Here is a 17,137-nt window from a genome sequence, read left to right as displayed (position 1 = left end):
TTTGCAACTTATGGAAGTTCCGGAAATTGAAAAACAGATAGGAATGAATCTTTACTTTACTGATACCGAAGGTCTTGGAGGGCAGATCCGCCAGGAAATAGAGGATTTCATTGTAAAAGAGATCACAAACCGGGAGGAAGGAAAGGAAGGAAAATACCTCATCCTAGAACTTACAAAACGGGACTGGGATACACATCACATGACCAGGACCCTCGCAAAAATCCTGCAGGTAAGCCAGAAAAGAATCAGCGTTGCAGGCACAAAGGACAAAAGGGCACTCACCACCCAGAAGATCAGCATATTTGATACCGATGCATCCGAAATTGAAAAAATCCACTTAAAAGACATAGAATTAAAAGTGCTGGGCCGCTCCCGGAAGTCCGTGGAACTTGGAGACCTGTGGGGAAATGATTTCATAATTACAATCCGAAATATTGAGAGTTCTCCCGAAGAGACTGGTTCTCTGCTCAAAAAGACAACTGATGAAATTCTTGCGCAGGGCGGCGTTCCCAACTTCTTCGGGGTCCAGCGTTTCGGCTCTGTTCGCCCTGTGACTCATCTGGTAGGAAAAGACATTGTTGAAGGAAACTTTGAAAAAGCAGCCCTCCGCTATATTGCTGACCCCTTCCCTGATGAACCTGAGGAGACAAAAAAGGCCCGCCAGTTTGTCAAAGAGACCCGCGATTATAAAGAGGGCCTGAAAACCTATCCCCTCCGGCTGGGCCACGAACGGGCAATGATGAACCACCTTATAGCAAACCCGGAAGACTATTCCGGAGCTTTCCGCGTGCTCCCCCAGAACCTCTACAGGATGTTTGTACACGGCTACCAGTCCTATATTTATAACATCATCATCTGCCGCCGGATTGAACGTGGCATCCCCTTAAACCAGGCAGTAGACGGAGATCTCGTCTGCTTCAGGAACGAAGCCGGCCTTCCGGATTCCTCAAAGACTGAAATAGTCACCTCCGAAACCGTAAACGCCATGAACCGCCTGATAAAGCTCGGCCGTGCTTTCATCACAGCCCCACTTCCGGGCTTTAAGACTGCATTTGCATCCGGGATCCCGGGAGAAATCGAAAGCGAAGTCCTTAAAGAATTTGAAGTCTCTCTCGAAGGCTTTAATATAGAAGAGTTCCCGGAAATGAGCTCGAAAGGAACCCGCAGGGAAGTCCTCCTGCAGGTTGAACCGAAGTACGAGGTCTCGGAAGATGAGCTGAATCCCGGAAAATCAAAGGCAGTGCTTGAATTCATGCTGCCAAAAGGAAGTTATGCAACAACCGTGCTGCGGGAATATATGAAAGTAGACCCTCTGCAGATGAGCTGAGAACTCAAAACAAGCCGGGCTGCAGAAAATTCAGTCCGCATGAAAACCGGACTGCTAAGTAAGGCAGTCCTCTACTCTTTTTAGCTATGGCAGCCGCCTGTTTCCCAAAACGTACCCACCCACACTCGACGCAATCGAGAGGCTTTTGCCCCCTTGACGTCCGGGTCCTTGAATTCCGCATACAGGGAGTTCTGACGACAGTGTTCGCAGGGGGCATGGAAGCCTTCTTTAGTCGTTGGGAGTTAATACAATCTCAGAAGCAAGGGAGTGGCCTTCCTCACTTACAGGTATTCTACTCTTGAGAAAACCAAACTCCTTCCAGAGCAAGCCCAGTACGACCAGGAGCATCAGGAATTCCGCAGCCGGAGTTGCGAGCCAGACCCCATCAATGCCCATTAAAGGGGGTAAAATCCAGAGCAGGGGGAGGAGGAAGAGAAATACTTTTCTGAGCTGGATGAAAAGGGAGGACTTGATCCTGTTTATGGATTGGAAATACACGGAACCAAGCATAACCATCCCCTGGGCAAGGAGGGCAAAAATGAAAATCTCCATGCCGTTGAGGGTAGTTGCCAGGAGTTCGGGGCTGTCATGGTTGAAGATACGGATAACCTGTTCAGGAAATATTGAAAGGAAGAGGAACCCGGCTGCTCCGGTCCCGAGGCAGGAAATAGCAGCCAGCTTCAGGGTACTTGCAACCCGAGAGTAACAGCGGGCTCCGTAATTGAAACCGATTATGGGCTGGGCACCTACTGCGATTCCTTCAAAGATCAGGGAGAAGATCGAGAAGACATAACCTATGATACAATATCCTGAAACCGCAAGTGTCGAACCGTGCCTTAGCAGCATGAAATTGTTTGCAAAGATTAGGGCGAAGGTTGAAAACTGCATTGCAAAGGACGGAAGGCCTGCCTTTATGATCTCGAGAATAACTCCAGGCTCCAGGCGAAAGGCCCGGGGTTTTAGCCTCAGTCCGGCCCACTTGCTGAAAAGGTAGAGAGACAGCAGGATTCCGGAAAGGGAAAAAGCGATTACCGTGGCAATGGCAGCTCCCGGAATTCCCATTCCCATGCGCATGATGAAGAGGTAGTCAAGCCCGAGGTTTACGCCAACGCCCGCAACCAGGCATATCATGGAAAAACCGGGTTTCCCATCGTTTCGGACCAGCGGGTCAAGGGTAATTGCCAGGAGCAGGAATACCGATCCTGCAAAAAGGACCCGGAGGTAAGCATTTGCCATGGTAAAGACAGGACCGGAAACTCCCAGCAGGTGGAGATAAGAGTCAGAGAAGGCCAGCCCGAAGACGGTAAGCCCTATTCCCGCAAGCAGGAGCAGGGGAAAAGCATTATGCACAAGTCGATGAGCCCGCTTTTGATCTCCCCTGCCAAGGTCCAGGGCCACAAGGCTTGAGGTCCCGATTCCGATCATGTGCCCTATTGCAATTATGGCTATAAGTGCGGGAAATGCAAGGGTTACCGCTGCAAGCCCCTGGCTGTCCACTGCGTTTCCGATAAATAAACCGTCAATTACCCCCTGGATTCCAGCAACAATCAACCCGATGGTTGCCGGGAAAACGAATTTCAGGAAAAGCTTCCCTATGCTTGCAGACCTCATTTCCTGCTCATCGGTCATGCATTTTCCTCTTCCAGACCGGCGGCGATTTTCTCAAAAATCTTCTCCAGAACCTCAAGTTCTTCATCATCCAAGATTTCCCGGAATTTTTCGAAAAACTTCATGTCAGCCCCGTTTTCAATCTCAACTACCTTTTTCCCTTTATCGGTAAGCCTTAGAAGGCAAACTCTTCCGTCTTTCGGAGAAGCCCCTGTTTCAACCAGGCCTTTTTCCGCCATTTTAGAAATCATGTTACTTGCAGAAGGTTTACTGACCTCCATGGCCTTTGCCAGTTCGGATATTGTGGGATTTCCCAGGGAATTTATTTTCCGGAGGTAGAGGAAGGTATTGAAGCTGATATCACTGTATTCTTCGGAGAATTCATATTCTTTTAAATTTTTTTGATAATATCGGTCAATTTTTTCAAAAAACTGAGAGATTGCCATTTTTGCTCTCCATTAACGAGATTAGTGGGATTTAGTTATCCAAACTAATTATTTAGTTAGCCAGACTAACTAGTTAGTTAGTCTAACTAATATTTGAGGTTTTCGTTTGGCAAGTATAATTCATTGGTCGTCGGTTAAGGAATTTTCTTGCCTGAAGGCTATCGATTTTGTACCAGAAGTAAGCCTCAAATTTTGTCCAATTAACCTCAAATCGATACCTTGCTTCATCTTATAAACGGATATTTTTTTTGAAAACTTTTGTAGAAATGGATGCAACTTATCATGATTTCTCACTTAACCGAAGACGCATGAAGTATAATTATAAAACCCGCCTATGCATTCCGGAAACACCTTCCTAATCCAGCATATTTAAAAAATGGAGGTGAAATCTCTTTTTTCACTACTGCCTGTTTTTATGTAAGTAAGCCCATTATCCATTAAAAAAATCCTGTTTATTCACCACCTCACTTAAAAAATTCTCTCAAAAACATGGTGCTTGAAAATGACAAACAAAACAGTTCATATAATCTTCACCGAATCGGCGGGGGGCTCCTTGAAATTTGCTCTCCGTGGCAATCCCGAGGAAACTGTCCATACTCTTCCGGATGACCTGAGCCTCGGCCCGATCTCCCCATATGACCTGGAAAAGAGGAAAAAATATTTTGAATCCCTTTTTGTAGAAATGGAAGACGAAGTGGCCTACAGAATTCCGGAAGAAAACGAAGAACTCTGGGGAGAAGTGGGAGCGTTCTGGGGACAGGTTTCGGAAACAAAAGCCGATAAGATCGTCTGGTTTACCCGCAGGTCCGTTATTGAATATACGGGATTCCTGGAACTGCTCTCCCGGGAAAAAAATCCTTCCGAACTCCTTGTTGTTGACCTCACCGAGGGTCTTGACGTTGTTCATGAAAACGGGATAACCGAGCGTATAGTCCCGATTTCCCTTGGGGAATTACAGCCTGAGTGGCTCCTATCCGGAAAAAATAAGGCAAGGCGCTTAACGGAAGAAGAACTCGCCTATTACCTGGGCAGGTGGGAAGAACTAAAAAAAGATAATATGCCGCTTCGGACTCTCTGGAGAGGGCAGCTGTATTCCGAATCCCCCGATATTTTTGACGAAAAAATCTTGGAAAGTGTGCCTGAAACCTGGACCAGTGCGGCAAGAGTTGTCGGGGAAATGCTTGGTAAACTCTCGGAGGAATACCATCTGGCAGGGGATATGTTCCTCTATTCCCGCTTGCTCGAACAGGCAAAAGCCGGGCTTGTCGAGACGGAAGGAGAGCGCCGTGCTATGAGGTTCCTGAAAGTCAGGAAAATCCAGGGCAGCTCGCATTAAGAAACCTGCTCAAGCGTTGCCCAAACTTTTTAACTTTTTCAACCGCACTCACAAAATCGGGGCCGTGCACTTTCTTTGCCGGGACCTGTGTCCACCCGGCTCCCTTTCCCAACCTTCATTTGATCACCGGATCCGGATTTATTCAGAATTCAAAAACCTCAATACTCTAATTTTAGTCAGATTATTTCGAATTAAGAATCATTTTTATTCCATTTCCCTTACCATATCAAGGAGCACAAGTTTTCTTGCTTCCTGTATAGGGATAAGGTAGCCATCGACCTCGTCAAGTTTGGGATTTGCCGGGTCTACCCCATATTTGTCAATATAGGCTGCCCTTGCCTCCTCCATTATTTTTGACATTTCCGGCTCGCTCATTACAATATCATAATCCACACCCTCTGCCGAACCCTCCGGAGGCTCGCCTGTCTCGGTGACCAGGACGCTTAAGTTTCCATGAAAAACGGTGCCTGCCAGATAATTTGGAAGTTCTCCCCTGGCAAATTTGAGGTCATTTTCCGTAATATTGTATTCTTCGTACATCTCCTGCAATTCTGCATCGGTATAACTCACATTGCCAGAAAGAACCACATCAGCGGCTGCCTCAACCTGGCTTTCGTAAAATGTTCCGAGAATTCCGATGGCACACACAAAAAATACGATTACTGCCACCCATGTTTTATTCATGAAATACTCTCCACGGATCAATGTAGAATATAAGAAATCAATTACATTACAAAATAACAAAGAAATATTATATCATATAACTTTTCTGTAAAAAATCAAATATTCGATTATTATTAAATAAATTAGTAAGATAAAATTCCAACTTTACTCTTTGTTTGATAGTCTGGGGAGAAAAAGACAAATAAATCTTCTATTTAAAAAGTAATGGATTTGAACAAAAGTATTCAAACGAGAAAAAGAAAAACGGGAAATGAATTGCAGTAAGGAATATGGGAAACTAATATGAAATTTGGAATATCTGCGCTGGTTATAGCAGTATTGCTGGCGGCCGTTTTCTTTGCACCTACTGAGGGCACACAAAAAGCAGCAGATAAGGGGGAAGAGGAAGAAGAGACAGAAGAAAAACCTGCGTATGCGCCCTGGTTTAATGAAGGCGACCCCTGGTTTGCTGAAGGTGATGAATTAAACCGGCTCAGCACTGATGAACTTCGTGCCCTTGCCGAGCAGAACGAGACTGTAAGGAAAATGCTCGAAGAGGACCAGAAGCTTGAGCCCGTCCGGATCGAAAGTCTTGAGGATATAGAGCACCTTCCGGAAAACTATCCTGAAGAATTAAAAAGACAGATGATCGAAGATTACCTTGCTAGACAGAATCTCTCGGAACAGCAAAACAACAGTTCCGATGATTTCCCGGAACCACCAGCTGGTGAAGTAAACGAACCAACAACAAATGATGCTAACGAGTCAACAACAAATTGAGATCGTGCGCAGGCAGCTACAGAGGAATAAAGAGAACAGCTTAGCTTTCCTTAAGGGATGAAGACAATTTTGACCAGGCTTGATCCTGATTCCACGAAGGAGAAAGGCAAAAATGTTACAAAAAATATCCGCCCGGGCTTTAGCAATGGCCTCTTTAGTAATGTTGATACTTGTTACAATTTTGTATTACATAAAAGAGTTCTTTTTTCCGGGGCACGTTTCTTCTTTTATGCTCTTTAGCCAATTCGTGGGCGGAGTGTTTTTTGTCCTGCTGATAGTGGCCGTAGGCGCTCTAAGCATATCAGCCTTCAAACTCGTTTTCAGGCATATTAAAGGAAATTAAACAAACTGTTAGATATTGTATAGAAATAAAAGCTAAATGTGAAAAAGGGGTTTGGGTAACTGAAAATAAAAAACTGCCTTTCACTGGAATTCGTTTTACTGATATTCTTTTTAATGATAATACCCGCAGGTACCGCTGCAGCAGCTACGGGCATCACTGTGGATGAAAACGGAGGAGCAGACTATATCTCCATACAGGAAGCTGTAAACCATTCTAAATCCGGGGACACCATTCTCGTTTTCAGCGGAACGTATACGGAAAATGTGGATGTGGACAAAGAACTAACCATTATCTCAAAGTCCGGAAACCCGGAGGATACAATTGTCCAGGCAGCCGATCCGGGCGATCATGTATTCTGTGTAACGGCTAGTAACGTTACAATTAGCGGCTTTAATGTGACAGGAGCAAACAGTACCGGAAAAAGCCGTGAACCCTGTGGGATATACCTTGACGGAAGACCCGAAATATTCAGGGATCCGGAGGAAGATGTGGATAATGGGGTGAATAGAGAGGAAGATGGAGAAGTGGACGGAGAAGTAGATGGAGAAGTGAACGGAGGAGTGAACGGAGGAGTGAACAGTGAAGCAGATGACGGGGTTTATGCCTGCACCCTCACCAACAATAAAATATCCAACAACATCCTGGGTATTTTCCTGGAAGAAGCCGACAACAACACCCTGAGCAATAATACCGCCTCGGAGAACTATATTGCCATCTTTCTGGCTGCATCCGACAATAACGTGCTGAAGGGCAACACCGCATCGGACAATAAGGGCGGAGTCTTTATGTTCGGAGGCGCAAACAACACATTTAACGAAAACAGGATTTTGAGCAGTGGGACCGGTTTCCTGCTGGAGTATTACAGCAGTAATAATATTTTTAGCAACAACGTCGCCATGGACAATGAAAACGGCTTCTATATCCGGGGCGCCGAAAATATCACGCTGATAAACAACAACGCAAGCTCGAACAATGAAACCGGGATCTGCCTGGACTCCTCCCCAAATAACAGCCTGGAAAGCAACAGGGCAGACCTGAACAGGAAATACGGCATCCATCTCAACCATTTTTCCTGGAACAACGAGCTTATAAACAATACCGCTTCAAGGAACGAGAACGGGATCATGCTGTATTATTACAGCGAAAACAATTCCCTGACAGGAAACACTGCAAACCTTAACAGCAAAAACGGGATCTACCTGAACGAAACCTCCGGCAACACCCTGGAAGCAAACACTGCAAACTCGAACAACGGGCACGGGATCTATCTCAAGTCTTCCACCTTCAACACGCTCAATAACAACACCGTAAGCTCAAACAGCCTTTACGGCATCTACCTTGACCCCTCGAATAATAAAACAGTGAACACAAGGATAGTGACCGAGGATTTCAAGTACTGCAGGTTCCTCGAGGACTCCAGCAACAACAATACGGTAAGCGGGAATTACCTGAATGGTAATAGTGAAGCCATCGTGGCAAATGGTTCGGAAAACAGCATTTATGATAACCATTTCGAGGAAAAAACAACCCTGGAAGTACCTTTCCCCGTCAGGGTAACGGCAGTGATCGACAGAATAAGGTATTTTTTATTAGCTCCCCAAATTCCGGCGAATTGATTTTGTAGAAATGCTGACCATTTCGCGAAAAGGGAAGTTTCCGGAGTCCGACCGAACCTTAACAGTTTACCCGGAGATACTACTCCGTGAATCCAGAAACGAAAAAAAATATTCCGGCCAGAAAAATCCGGCCGTAAACGGATATAACATCATTCTAACGTTTTTACAGACCATAGCCTGCTTTCCTTTCCACTAACCTTCCATACAGGTTTGCAACAAATATCGAATTTGTGAAGAACATTGCAGGTATGCCCACAAGTACAATTGAAAGGACTGCAAATATAATAAAAAGAGCATACTGTTTCAGTACGGTAATGATATATTCCCCAAGGTTGTCCCTGACGACGTTCAGGATGTCAAACTCAAAGAAAGACTCAACTGTCTGTTTCCTGAAGAAATTAACGGCAAGCATAGGGATCACAAAGAACCCTAACAGCAGGTTGACAATGTTCCCCAGGGTTTCATTAACATACATTGCAGCAAACAGTACAACTGTATATGCAATGTAGAAAGGAAGAGACTTCAGGAAAACCATAAACCCGAGTTTCAGGTCTTCCATAAAATCGAGTTTAATAAGTCCCTCATACCTGCCCTCAATAAATTCATTAACGAGCCTTACAACATAGCCGAAAAGTGCAAGCCACCCTATTATGGGAATAAATAATAAGAGTATGTAAAGAAGCCTTTGCGGCACTTTGAACGGATATTTCACAGCTTCAGAAAAACTTATGGTTTCTATAATTATCACCAGATATAGTCCTATTTTTTAAGTATATAAAACTTTGTAAAAATAAAATCGGAGAGATATATGAAGTCACATATATTAATTTACAAAGATGACGTCCCTGGAAAAGTAAAGCCGAGAAGTAACAATCAGGAAGTATAAGTAAACGAAAATCAAGAAAAATGGATATACTTACTGTAAAAGCCCGTTCGTAAATGAGCTAATCCCAAAATCAGCTTTGTTCCCAAATCATTAACGTTTTTAGGACTGTTTTCTATGAGCAAAAACTCGATTAAATGTTTGAAATAAGGGACTTGGAGACGTCATTTTGAGTTTTGGGATTAGCTTAATGCATGCGTGTAAACAGTCTGAATTTGATTTTTGAAATGGAAAGCTTTCAGATATGGGTTTTTTCTAACCCCTCCGGATCTTTGCATAAATTTATTGAGAGATAAAACTTGCCCCGGTTATTTTTTCTTTTTATCTTTTTCGAGCATTTTCTTTGCTTCCTTATCGCCGGAAGAAGCTTTTTTCTGCAAATTTTCCAATTCTTTGCGAGCTCTGGAGTTAGAGATCTGTTCCATATCTTTCTTAGCCATTGCCATATAACAAACCTTCAGCGAGACTGCTTATGCAACCTCTTCGTAATGTTTATGCAGCTTCAACTCTATTATATATTGCTGCAAGTATGGCGCATAAGTGTTGAAAATATTTAATAGTTTCTGTCCGGAAGGAAAAACGCAAATAAGGCAGATTAAAATAAGAAAAATGAAGAAACTGGATAATGAGAATATTCAGGACCAGACTTAAAAAGAAGGGTTTTGGAATATACATTTACGGATTAACTGCATTGGGTCATAGAATCAGGGATTTTCAAGCCCTATAAGCATAAATATCCCTATTAAGAACAACAGAATAGGAAGGAGCACAGCTACTGCAGCCCTTTTTGTGCTAATGTTATGGACATGCTTTCCCCCAATGGTTTGCAGATAGGGTGTGTAAATGATGGAATGAAAAATAGGTACGGAATCAAATATTCCCGGAGCCTCGGCATAGGCAACAAGTCGGTAAGTCCCCTGATAGCTGCCAGTGCCTCCAACAAGTCTGAATAAAATATGGAGTATTGCTCCATAGATAAAGTTCAATAAAATAACACCAATTACTAGCAAGAGAAGGCCGGACAAAAATGAAACGTTGCCTGCTTCCCATATTACATCCAGGTGAGGATCAAAGATCCTGCCGACTGTGGATGTGAGCAAACCTGCAACCAACGTATTCATGGCTGTAAAAACAACAGGATCTGCATAACCTCCTTTTTTTGGCATCTCTCGGAAAAATCGGTCAGGACTGAAAACGACCTCTTTCCATGTATCTATGTAACTCATCTGGAAGACCAACTCCGGCAAATAAAGAGTAAAATATCTTATAAAGGATTCAGTAGCTCGAAAATTTTAGAATATTTGATAATGTAAGCAAGCATTGTGAATAATCTAAGTATCACTACAAACAAAAGAAGTTATATATGTAATTTATTCAGATATTTTTATCTTTTCCAGACAATTGTTTTTAAGCAGTAACCTCTGACTAAAAATAGATCGAATCTAAAATTGGCTCACCTGCCAGGAGAACATTTTTTTCAGGAAAACGAATATAGAAAAGAAAATTGGAATTGATAACTCCCTGCCTGAAAAGATAATTTGAACAGAGAATCCGCACGAAATGAGAGCTGTGCGTCTGCGTAAACGCTACGATCTGATTTATAAGGCTGAAGAGTGGCGAAAAAGAAAGCACGTAAGAAGTGTTTGCAGGAAGTGCGGAGGGTCAAGGGAACTTCTGATCGAAAAGTTTGAACCTGATTATAATTCCGCTTGAATAAATAATCATTATCAATGAGCATAGTAGATAGGGAGATTAAAAACAGAAAAATTACACCGTAATTGAGAAGAGATTTTCGGGACCGGATTTTAGAAATTCCCGGTCCCTCTCACAAATGTAAGACAAAAAGGAAAAATTATCAAAGGGTTATTTTTTCTTTTGCTTTGCAAGTTTCTTCTTTGCGTCCTTGCTACCTGCGGCAGCCAGTTTTTCCAGCTCTCCCATCTTTTCTTTCTTAGCGCTCTTCTTCTTATCCATATCTTTTTTAGACATTGCCATTGTATATACCTTCATAAAATTTGGTGAAATCGCAATACCTGTACATGCTACTGAAGTACAGTGCCGAAACAGATACCATCGTAATCTATTATTCTCAGTTTTAGAAGTATTTATCATTTTCCCGCGAAAGGGAAACTCTTTGACCTGGGCATGAGTTAATGGGTTAGAAACTGGCTTTATAGATCCCAATAAGGGTAAAAATGAACCAGAAAAGAGGATTTAAGAGAATAATAATTCCCTCCAATCACTCTGATGGGGTTACTGCCCTTCCTTTTCTTTCCTGTATTTGCACATTGCCCTGACGAGGCCCTTGAACGGGGGAGACGGCCTTCCCGGTCTTGACCTGAACTCCGGGTGGAACTGAGAAGCAAAGAAGAAACGCTTGTCAGGAATTTCGGCGATTTCCATCCGGTTTTTGTTTTTGCCGGAAAAGACTATGCCAAAGGGTTCAAGCCTGTCCACGAACTCGGGGTTCACCTCATACCTGTGGCGGTGGCGCTCAACAATATAATTGGTGCCGTAGAGCTTTGTGGCAATGGAGCCTTCTTTAAGAATGGCTTCGTAATCTCCAAGACGCATGGTGCCGCCCATATCCGCAACTCCGGTCTGCTCCGGGAGGATGTCAATGACCGGGTAAGGAGTATCTTCATCAAACTCCGTACTGTTTGCGTTATCCAGCTTCGCCACATTTCTTGCAAACTCGATCACAGCAAGCTGCATGCCAAGGCAGATTCCGAGGAACGGGATATTGTTTTCCCTTGCAAATTTGATTGCAAGCATCTTACCTTCAGTCCCGCGCCCGCCAAAGCCTCCGGGAATCAGGATGCCGTCAACCTGCATGAGCTTCTCAACCTCTGCAGGATCGTCTTCCAGAGTCTCGGCCTCAACCATCTTGACCTCAACCCTGCACCCATTATCAATTCCACCGTGCTTGACAGCCTCAAGTATACTCAGGTAAGAGTCCTCAAGGTTTGTGTATTTGCCTACAATTGCCAGCTTGACCTCGTCGGTTGTGGACTTCATCCTTGCAACCATCTCTCTCCACCTGTCATCTTCAATACAGGAATCAAGTTTCAAGTGCTTCATAAGCTGGGTGGTCAGTCCCTGTTCTTCAATGACAAGAGGCACTTCGTAAATATCGTCTGCATCATAAGCGCTGATGACCAGTTCCTGTGGCACGTCGCAGAAAAGGGCAATCTTTTCCTTGGCGCTTTCCTGAAGAGGAGTCTTTGATCTTGCAACGATTACTTCGGGGCTCAAACCAAGAGCTCGGAGTTCCTTCACCGAATGCTGGGAAGGCTTGGTTTTCTGTTCGCCCTGAAGGTCTTCCATAACAAGGGTAACGTGGATAAAGACAATATTTTCGGAAGGTTCTTCCCTGTGCATCTGGCGGACAGCCTCAAGGAAAGGCATGCTCTCAATGTCTCCTACAGTACCTCCGATCTCAACAAGACAGACATCAGCCCCGCTCCTGGCTGCAACCTTTCTTATTTTATTTTTGATCTCGTTTGTAATATGGGGAATGATCTGGACGGTCTTTCCGAGGTAGTCTCCTCTTCTCTCCTTGGCGATTACTTCCTGGTAAACCTTACCTGTGGTGAGGTTGTGGTCTCTGGTAAGTTCCGTGTCAAGGAACCTTTCGTAGTTTCCAAGGTCCAGGTCAACTTCACCTCCGTCCCTGAGAACAAAAACTTCCCCATGCTGGTAGGGGCTCATGGTGCCTGCATCAATATTGATGTAAGGGTCGATCTTGATAGCCGTAACTTTATAACCTTTGTTTTTCAGGTTCCTGCCGATGGACGCGATGGTGATGCCTTTCCCAAGCCCGCTCATCACCCCACCGGTAACTACGATATATTTCATGGGTAAGCTTCCTTGATAATTTTTCTAATAGAAGGTTTTAGATCAAAAGATCCCTGTGAACTTTAGACTAAAAAGCAATCAGATGAACAACATATACAAATGATTCACTTCAATTCTTGCGTACGAACACAATACCAATATCTTCATGATATAAAAATTACTCTCTAATTCCAGGAAAAAAGAATCTCAAATCGCAAACGAAAACCAAAGCAGGATTACAGCAAACGATAAACAGAGCAAGCTTACAAAAAAGAACTCATGAAGCTCGATTAAGAATTAAAACAAGAAGGAAATTCAGATAAGCGAGCTTATCTGAGGACCTCAGTTTACTTAGAATATTATTTTCCTGAAAGTATGATTTTTGCCGATGACAGATTTCATCCATTTTAGCCAAATATATTTTATCCGGACTACAAAAGGAGGTCTGAGCCTGGTTTCCCGGAGTTGCTCAACCTTCTTCCATAATTTTTAGCAGGATGTAGGCTATACAGGTCACAAATAGGATTGAGAATAAGAGGGCCTGAGTAAAACTGACACTGAACTGAAGTCCAGCTGGCAGAATGAAGTAAAGGAAGAATAAGAATACAAGCAGTAAAAAACCTCCAAAAGCCAGGGCCAGAGGAAGCCTTTCATTCTGTCCCATACCTTTTCTGGTTCTTTTTCCCGAAGTGGATGAAAGCCCTCCCTTAAAATTCCTCAGGAAGGAAGATGAAAGCCCGCTATATCCGTTTCTGCTTCCGCTTCCTGTCCTCGGACGAGAGGCTTTTATTACAGGTTCCACTACGGAAGGTCTTGAAGGATTTAACTCTTCCGTATCTTCTTCCCTTTTTGTAGCCTCATCCTTTGAGGGCTCCTGCAGCTTTGCTCCTGCATTTCCGAGATTGACTGGAAAACCTTTCTTTTTCGAGCCGTAACCTGCAGTGATATAAATATGACCCTTTGTAAGTACCCTACCTTCCTGTGGGATTCTTGCAACTGCAGAAACGTATTCTTTCTGGAGCACATAGGGATTGTCCCGCAAAAAAGTGATCTGGCCTTTTAGTTCTTCACTCACTGAAAGGTGGATATGGGTTGGAGACCCGTAGTTTGTAACCAGGATTTCGAAAGTCTGCTCTCCGCCTGGATAAAGAGGAATCTCAATGCTTTCGTTTTCAAACTCAATAGAGTTTATTTCCTGCCGGTTAATGATAACATTCTGGAATATTTGCTCCAAGTTCAACCCTCACATCATTTCCTGAGGTCCGGAGGAAGCAAATTCGGAATCCCCTCATCTATGGGATAATGCTCTTTACAGACAGGGCAATAGAGGGTTCCGGATATGACCTCTTCTTCGTTTTCTTCAACAACGTTCAAAATCAGGTCGCCCTTACATATAGGGCAGGCCAGAATATCCATAAGATCTTTTTTCACAAAAATTCACCATCAAAGCCACTTTTGCGATAGGGGAAACAGAATTTTACTTTTAGTGGGGATATTTAAAGGTCCTGTACTCAAATGATCCTGATTCTTATTTATTCTTCATTCTCAGACATGAGAACCTTATCCTACTATTTACATTTAATTCTTATATATTCGCCAGGGTTATTTACTTATATCTTTTGTGGACCTGGCATTCTTTCGCAGATCTCGTGTTCCTGATCCTTGCTATTTGGTTTTCGGATGCCTTTATCTTCAGGCATCGATTTATTCCTGACGATTCCTATTCATTGACTTATTTATATATTCCATTGACTTCTCTTATCCGTATCCTTTGATCCATGTTATGCAGGATACTTATTTTATTCAGTAATCTTCCTTCAATTCATCTTCCTATTTTAATGTGATCTAAGTATCAGGTAATCTATCATTTTACAGGCTATTTATTAGTTGAGTTTTTAGTACATCTGTCTGAAGGAATAACTTCAACTATATATTAACACGTTGTGTTTTTAAAAAAGTATATAAAATAATAACATTTGGCAGTCCTAAATAATTTTATCAACTTAACAAGTTGAACTTCAGGAACAAGATCAGGTTTAGCTCAATTTATTTTAGGATCACGCGGTAGTGGATGTACAGTGCATTATGCCGTCTCTTGGAGGACTTACCGGTTGCTACCATACAAAATTTATATCCACATCTCCAAAAGCCGATTTCCCAGGAACTGTGAGAATGGAATACCATGAAGATGAGGCTTATGAAACTGCAAAAGAAATTGTAAGGGCAGCCGTGGAAAATTTCCCGAACCGGAACCGCGAAAAGGTAAGTATCCCGGAAGAAAAGCAGGAGTGCATGGTCGGTTTCAGTGTCGAAGCAATCCTCAATGCCCTTGGAGGAAGCCCTGACCCTCTCATCGAGGCGATTGCCGTAGGTTCGGTGAAAGGAATCGGAGCGGTTGTTGGATGCAATAATGTAAAGGTCCAGCACAATTATGGGCATGTGAACCTTGTAAAGGAGCTGATCAAGAATAATGTCCTGGTAGTGACCACCGGATGCAATGCGATTGCCTGTGCCGAAGCCGGGCTTCTTGTGCCGGAAGCTGCTGTTCTGGCAGGAGACGGACTCAAAGGCATCTGCGAAGCCCCTGGCATTCCCCCTGTCCGGCACATGGGTTCCGGTGTTGATATAAGCCGAATCCTGGTGCTTGCCTCGGCAATTGCAAACCGCCTGGGTGTGGATATAAGTGACCTCCCCGCTGCCGGTGCAGCCCCTGAATGGATGAGCGAAAAAGCAGTGAGTATAGGGGTTTACGTTGTTTCTTCCGGAGTGTTTACCGTGCTCGGCACGATCCCCCCTGTCCTTGGGAGCCAGGCAGTTACAGCTCTGCTGACAAAAGGCCTGGACAGTGTTGTTGGAGCAAGCTTTGCAGTTGAGCCTGACCCCTTCAAAGCTGCAAACCTGATGCTTGAGCATATTGAAGGAAAAAGAAAGGCACTGGGCTTGAAGTAAGGGAGGCATTCACAATGAAAGACGTGATAATCCGGCCTGAACGCTGCCTGGGCTGCCACTCCTGCGAAGTTGCCTGGGCTGTTGCACATTCAAAGAGCAAAACCCTTTTTTCGGCTTTAGGAGAAGAACCAGCCCCAAAAAAACGCATCTCTGTTGAATACATCCCTGCCCTTGAAGCCTCCGTGCCGATCACCTGCCGCCATTGCGAGGATGCTCCCTGTGTTTCGGTTTGCCCCACAAAGGCTCTTTCCAGAGACACAATTACAAGCACTGTAAGCCACAACCCGGAACGCTGCGTGGACTGCTGGACCTGTTCTACGGTCTGCACCCGTTTTTCTTCTCTGTACCAGTTAATTCTTGCTGCAGGGTGCTGGACCTCTTCCATGGCCTGCAATTATGGAGTGATCGGCAGGCGGACTGAAGAGGGGACCGTGATAAAATGTGACCTCTGCGAGGGCAGGGAGTTGCCTGCCTGCGTGGAGGCCTGTCCCACACATGCCCTTGTGTTTTCGGAGGTAGAAGGGCGTTAAGGAACAAAATGCATTGAGGCTTCCCTGAAACCTCCTGGGTGAATCAAAACTACGCTGTCAGATCCCTTACGCCGGCAGACTTCGTTGAAGGTAATGGGGTTTTGTTCACGCCACGCTTTAATTCTGCAAAAGGAAACAATAACCTGATATGGGGTATAATGTCGAGGTAAAATATCCGGTGCGTTCCATCTTTTGCCATCTTGGTCCCTGTTTTCTAACAGGAAACTTGCTGCCTTTAGCTCGTTGAGTTCCAGGATGATATATATAAATGATTATTGCAATATTGACATAAAGAACCGGAACAGAAAAAGGGGAGTCAGGTATGAACAGTAATATTTACAGGAAGATAATGGTTGCAACCGATGGTTCGGAACTCGTCAAAAAAGCGGTTGATACTGCTGTTGAAGTCGCAAAACTAAGCGAGGCAAAGCTCTATGCCGTATATGTTGTCTCTTCGGGAGGGGGGTCGATGGCTCATCCTAGAGATGTGGGGTGGGAAAAAGCAATGAAAGAGCATCTCGCTACCGAAGGAAAGGAAGCAACAGCTTATGTCGAAACCGCAGGAAAAGCTGCGGATGTTGAAGTTGAATCCGTTATCCTTGAAGGAAGTCCTGCGCATGATATTATCGATTTTGCAGAAAAAAATGACATCGATCTTATCGTAATGGGGACACTCGGCAGGACAGGAATCCAGAAGTTTTTGCTGGGAAGCGTGGCTCAGAATGTGGTGAGGCATTCCCGGAAAGCCGTACTGGTTGTAAAGGGAATGGAAGCAAAGTAAAACTAAATGCAAAGTACCGGAAATAAATGTAAAACTAA

General features: G+C 44.0%; 18 protein-coding genes. 8 read left to right on the top strand and 10 right to left on the bottom strand.

What is annotated here, in order from left to right; all coding sequences use genetic code 11:
• Positions 1-10 precede the first annotated feature (10 nt).
• Positions 11-1,327, top strand: coding sequence for a tRNA pseudouridine(13) synthase TruD (gene truD / locus EO92_RS14775; RefSeq protein ID WP_048172714.1), 1,317 nt, complete (start codon positions 11-13; stop codon positions 1,325-1,327).
• A 228-nt stretch (positions 1,328-1,555) separates the two neighbouring features.
• On the opposite strand, the gene EO92_RS14770 is transcribed toward truD, so the two are convergent.
• Together EO92_RS14770 and EO92_RS14765 are read right to left on the bottom strand one after the other, a co-directional pair.
• Positions 1,556-2,956, bottom strand: coding sequence for an MATE family efflux transporter (locus tag EO92_RS14770; protein ID WP_048172711.1), 1,401 nt, complete (start codon positions 2,954-2,956; stop codon positions 1,556-1,558).
• Complete coding sequence (locus tag EO92_RS14765) at positions 2,953-3,381, bottom strand: MarR family winged helix-turn-helix transcriptional regulator (RefSeq protein ID WP_048172708.1); 429 nt, start codon at positions 3,379-3,381, stop codon at positions 2,953-2,955. Before EO92_RS14765 ends, EO92_RS14770 begins: the two co-directional genes overlap by 4 nt.
• Before the next feature lie 502 nt (positions 3,382-3,883).
• Here EO92_RS14765 and EO92_RS14760 point away from each other — a divergent pair.
• Positions 3,884-4,717 carry a DUF3658 domain-containing protein gene (locus EO92_RS14760; protein ID WP_048172706.1) on the top strand — a complete coding sequence of 278 codons (834 nt, stop codon included), beginning with the start codon at positions 3,884-3,886 and terminating at the stop codon, positions 4,715-4,717.
• A gap of 204 nt (positions 4,718-4,921) precedes the next feature.
• On the opposite strand, the gene EO92_RS14755 is transcribed toward EO92_RS14760, so the two are convergent.
• A complete protein-coding gene (locus tag EO92_RS14755; protein WP_048172705.1) occupies positions 4,922-5,401 on the bottom strand; it encodes a hypothetical protein in 480 nt (159 codons plus the stop codon).
• Positions 5,402-5,683: 282 nt separating this feature from the next.
• Here EO92_RS14755 and EO92_RS14750 point away from each other — a divergent pair, with 282 nt between their 5' ends.
• On the top strand, positions 5,684-6,160 hold the full coding sequence (locus EO92_RS14750) for a hypothetical protein (RefSeq protein ID WP_048172704.1): 477 nt from the start codon (positions 5,684-5,686) through the stop codon (positions 6,158-6,160).
• A 456-nt stretch (positions 6,161-6,616) separates the two neighbouring features.
• Positions 6,617-8,119, top strand: a complete 1,503-nt coding sequence (locus tag EO92_RS14740) for a nitrous oxide reductase family maturation protein NosD (RefSeq protein WP_048172699.1) — start codon at positions 6,617-6,619, stop codon at positions 8,117-8,119.
• 163 nt (positions 8,120-8,282) lie between these two features.
• Here EO92_RS14740 and EO92_RS14735 read toward each other — a convergent pair whose 3' ends face one another.
• The 3 genes from EO92_RS14735 to EO92_RS14730 all read right to left on the bottom strand — a co-directional run bounded on the left by EO92_RS14735 (position 8,283) and on the right by EO92_RS14730 (position 10,228).
• The gene (locus EO92_RS14735) at positions 8,283-8,867 is read right to left on the bottom strand and encodes a DUF4013 domain-containing protein (protein ID WP_235283359.1); all 585 of its coding nucleotides are present in this window, start codon (positions 8,865-8,867) and stop codon (positions 8,283-8,285) included.
• Positions 8,868-9,310: 443 nt separating this feature from the next.
• The gene (locus tag EO92_RS17950; protein ID WP_156165848.1) at positions 9,311-9,448 is read right to left on the bottom strand and encodes a hypothetical protein; all 138 of its coding nucleotides are present in this window, start codon (positions 9,446-9,448) and stop codon (positions 9,311-9,313) included.
• Between the two features lie 258 nt (positions 9,449-9,706).
• A complete protein-coding gene (locus EO92_RS14730; RefSeq protein ID WP_048142688.1) occupies positions 9,707-10,228 on the bottom strand; it encodes a YIP1 family protein in 522 nt (173 codons plus the stop codon).
• A gap of 334 nt (positions 10,229-10,562) precedes the next feature.
• On the opposite strand from EO92_RS14730, the gene EO92_RS17945 reads away from it, so the two are divergent.
• Positions 10,563-10,715 (top strand): hypothetical protein, encoded by a 153-nt coding sequence (locus EO92_RS17945; protein ID WP_156165847.1) that lies wholly within the window; start codon positions 10,563-10,565, stop codon positions 10,713-10,715.
• A gap of 150 nt (positions 10,716-10,865) precedes the next feature.
• On the opposite strand, the gene EO92_RS18855 is transcribed toward EO92_RS17945, so the two are convergent.
• The 4 genes from EO92_RS18855 to EO92_RS14715 form a co-directional block, all read right to left on the bottom strand.
• Positions 10,866-10,997 carry a hypothetical protein gene (locus EO92_RS18855; protein WP_255350243.1) on the bottom strand — a complete coding sequence of 44 codons (132 nt, stop codon included), beginning with the start codon at positions 10,995-10,997 and terminating at the stop codon, positions 10,866-10,868.
• A 258-nt stretch (positions 10,998-11,255) separates the two neighbouring features.
• Entirely contained in the window at positions 11,256-12,860 is a 1,605-nt protein-coding gene (gene pyrG, locus EO92_RS14725; protein ID WP_048172696.1) for a glutamine hydrolyzing CTP synthase, read from the bottom strand.
• Positions 12,861-13,308: 448 nt separating this feature from the next.
• Positions 13,309-14,073: a hypothetical protein gene (locus tag EO92_RS14720; protein ID WP_048172693.1), complete on the bottom strand. Its 765-nt coding sequence runs from the start codon at positions 14,071-14,073 to the stop codon at positions 13,309-13,311.
• A gap of 14 nt (positions 14,074-14,087) precedes the next feature.
• Complete coding sequence (locus EO92_RS14715) at positions 14,088-14,270, bottom strand: methytransferase partner Trm112 (RefSeq protein WP_048134791.1); 183 nt, start codon at positions 14,268-14,270, stop codon at positions 14,088-14,090.
• A 636-nt stretch (positions 14,271-14,906) separates the two neighbouring features.
• Here EO92_RS14715 and EO92_RS14710 point away from each other — a divergent pair.
• The 3 genes from EO92_RS14710 (at position 14,907) to EO92_RS14700 (ending at position 17,099) form a co-directional block, all read left to right on the top strand.
• Entirely contained in the window at positions 14,907-15,788 is an 882-nt protein-coding gene (locus EO92_RS14710; RefSeq protein WP_255350242.1) for a hypothetical protein, read from the top strand.
• A gap of 14 nt (positions 15,789-15,802) precedes the next feature.
• Positions 15,803-16,318 carry a 4Fe-4S dicluster domain-containing protein gene (locus tag EO92_RS14705; RefSeq protein ID WP_048172692.1) on the top strand — a complete coding sequence of 172 codons (516 nt, stop codon included), beginning with the start codon at positions 15,803-15,805 and terminating at the stop codon, positions 16,316-16,318.
• Between the two features lie 322 nt (positions 16,319-16,640).
• The gene (locus EO92_RS14700) at positions 16,641-17,099 is read left to right on the top strand and encodes a universal stress protein (RefSeq protein WP_048172689.1); all 459 of its coding nucleotides are present in this window, start codon (positions 16,641-16,643) and stop codon (positions 17,097-17,099) included.
• The last annotated feature ends 38 nt before the right edge of the window (positions 17,100-17,137 follow it).

The organism is Methanosarcina sp. 2.H.A.1B.4 (assembly GCF_000979385.1).
Taxonomy (GTDB): domain Archaea; phylum Halobacteriota; class Methanosarcinia; order Methanosarcinales; family Methanosarcinaceae; genus Methanosarcina.
The sequence above is the reverse complement of the archived record's forward strand: the minus strand, read 5'-3'. Positions and strand labels throughout refer to the sequence as shown.

Bases quoted from the DNA above. Each gene is read 5' to 3' on its own strand.
- EO92_RS14705 (WP_048172692.1), top strand. From the start codon at position 15,803: ATGAAAGACGTGATAATCCGGCCTGAACGCTGCCTGGGCTGCCACTCC.
- EO92_RS14730 (WP_048142688.1), bottom strand. From the start codon at position 10,228: ATGAGTTACATAGATACATGGAAAGAGGTCGTTTTCAGTCCTGACCGA.
- EO92_RS14750 (WP_048172704.1), top strand. From the start codon at position 5,684: ATGAAATTTGGAATATCTGCGCTGGTTATAGCAGTATTGCTGGCGGCC.
- EO92_RS18855 (WP_255350243.1), bottom strand. From the start codon at position 10,997: ATGGCAATGTCTAAAAAAGATATGGATAAGAAGAAGAGCGCTAAGAAA.
- EO92_RS17945 (WP_156165847.1), top strand. From the start codon at position 10,563: ATGAGAGCTGTGCGTCTGCGTAAACGCTACGATCTGATTTATAAGGCT.
- truD (WP_048172714.1), top strand. From the start codon at position 11: ATGGAAGTTCCGGAAATTGAAAAACAGATAGGAATGAATCTTTACTTT.
- EO92_RS14755 (WP_048172705.1), bottom strand. From the start codon at position 5,401: ATGAATAAAACATGGGTGGCAGTAATCGTATTTTTTGTGTGTGCCATC.
- EO92_RS14765 (WP_048172708.1), bottom strand. From the start codon at position 3,381: ATGGCAATCTCTCAGTTTTTTGAAAAAATTGACCGATATTATCAAAAA.
- EO92_RS14740 (WP_048172699.1), top strand. From the start codon at position 6,617: ATGATAATACCCGCAGGTACCGCTGCAGCAGCTACGGGCATCACTGTG.
- EO92_RS14760 (WP_048172706.1), top strand. From the start codon at position 3,884: ATGACAAACAAAACAGTTCATATAATCTTCACCGAATCGGCGGGGGGC.
- EO92_RS17950 (WP_156165848.1), bottom strand. From the start codon at position 9,448: ATGGCAATGGCTAAGAAAGATATGGAACAGATCTCTAACTCCAGAGCT.
- EO92_RS14770 (WP_048172711.1), bottom strand. From the start codon at position 2,956: ATGACCGATGAGCAGGAAATGAGGTCTGCAAGCATAGGGAAGCTTTTC.
- pyrG (WP_048172696.1), bottom strand. From the start codon at position 12,860: ATGAAATATATCGTAGTTACCGGTGGGGTGATGAGCGGGCTTGGGAAA.
- EO92_RS14700 (WP_048172689.1), top strand. From the start codon at position 16,641: ATGAACAGTAATATTTACAGGAAGATAATGGTTGCAACCGATGGTTCG.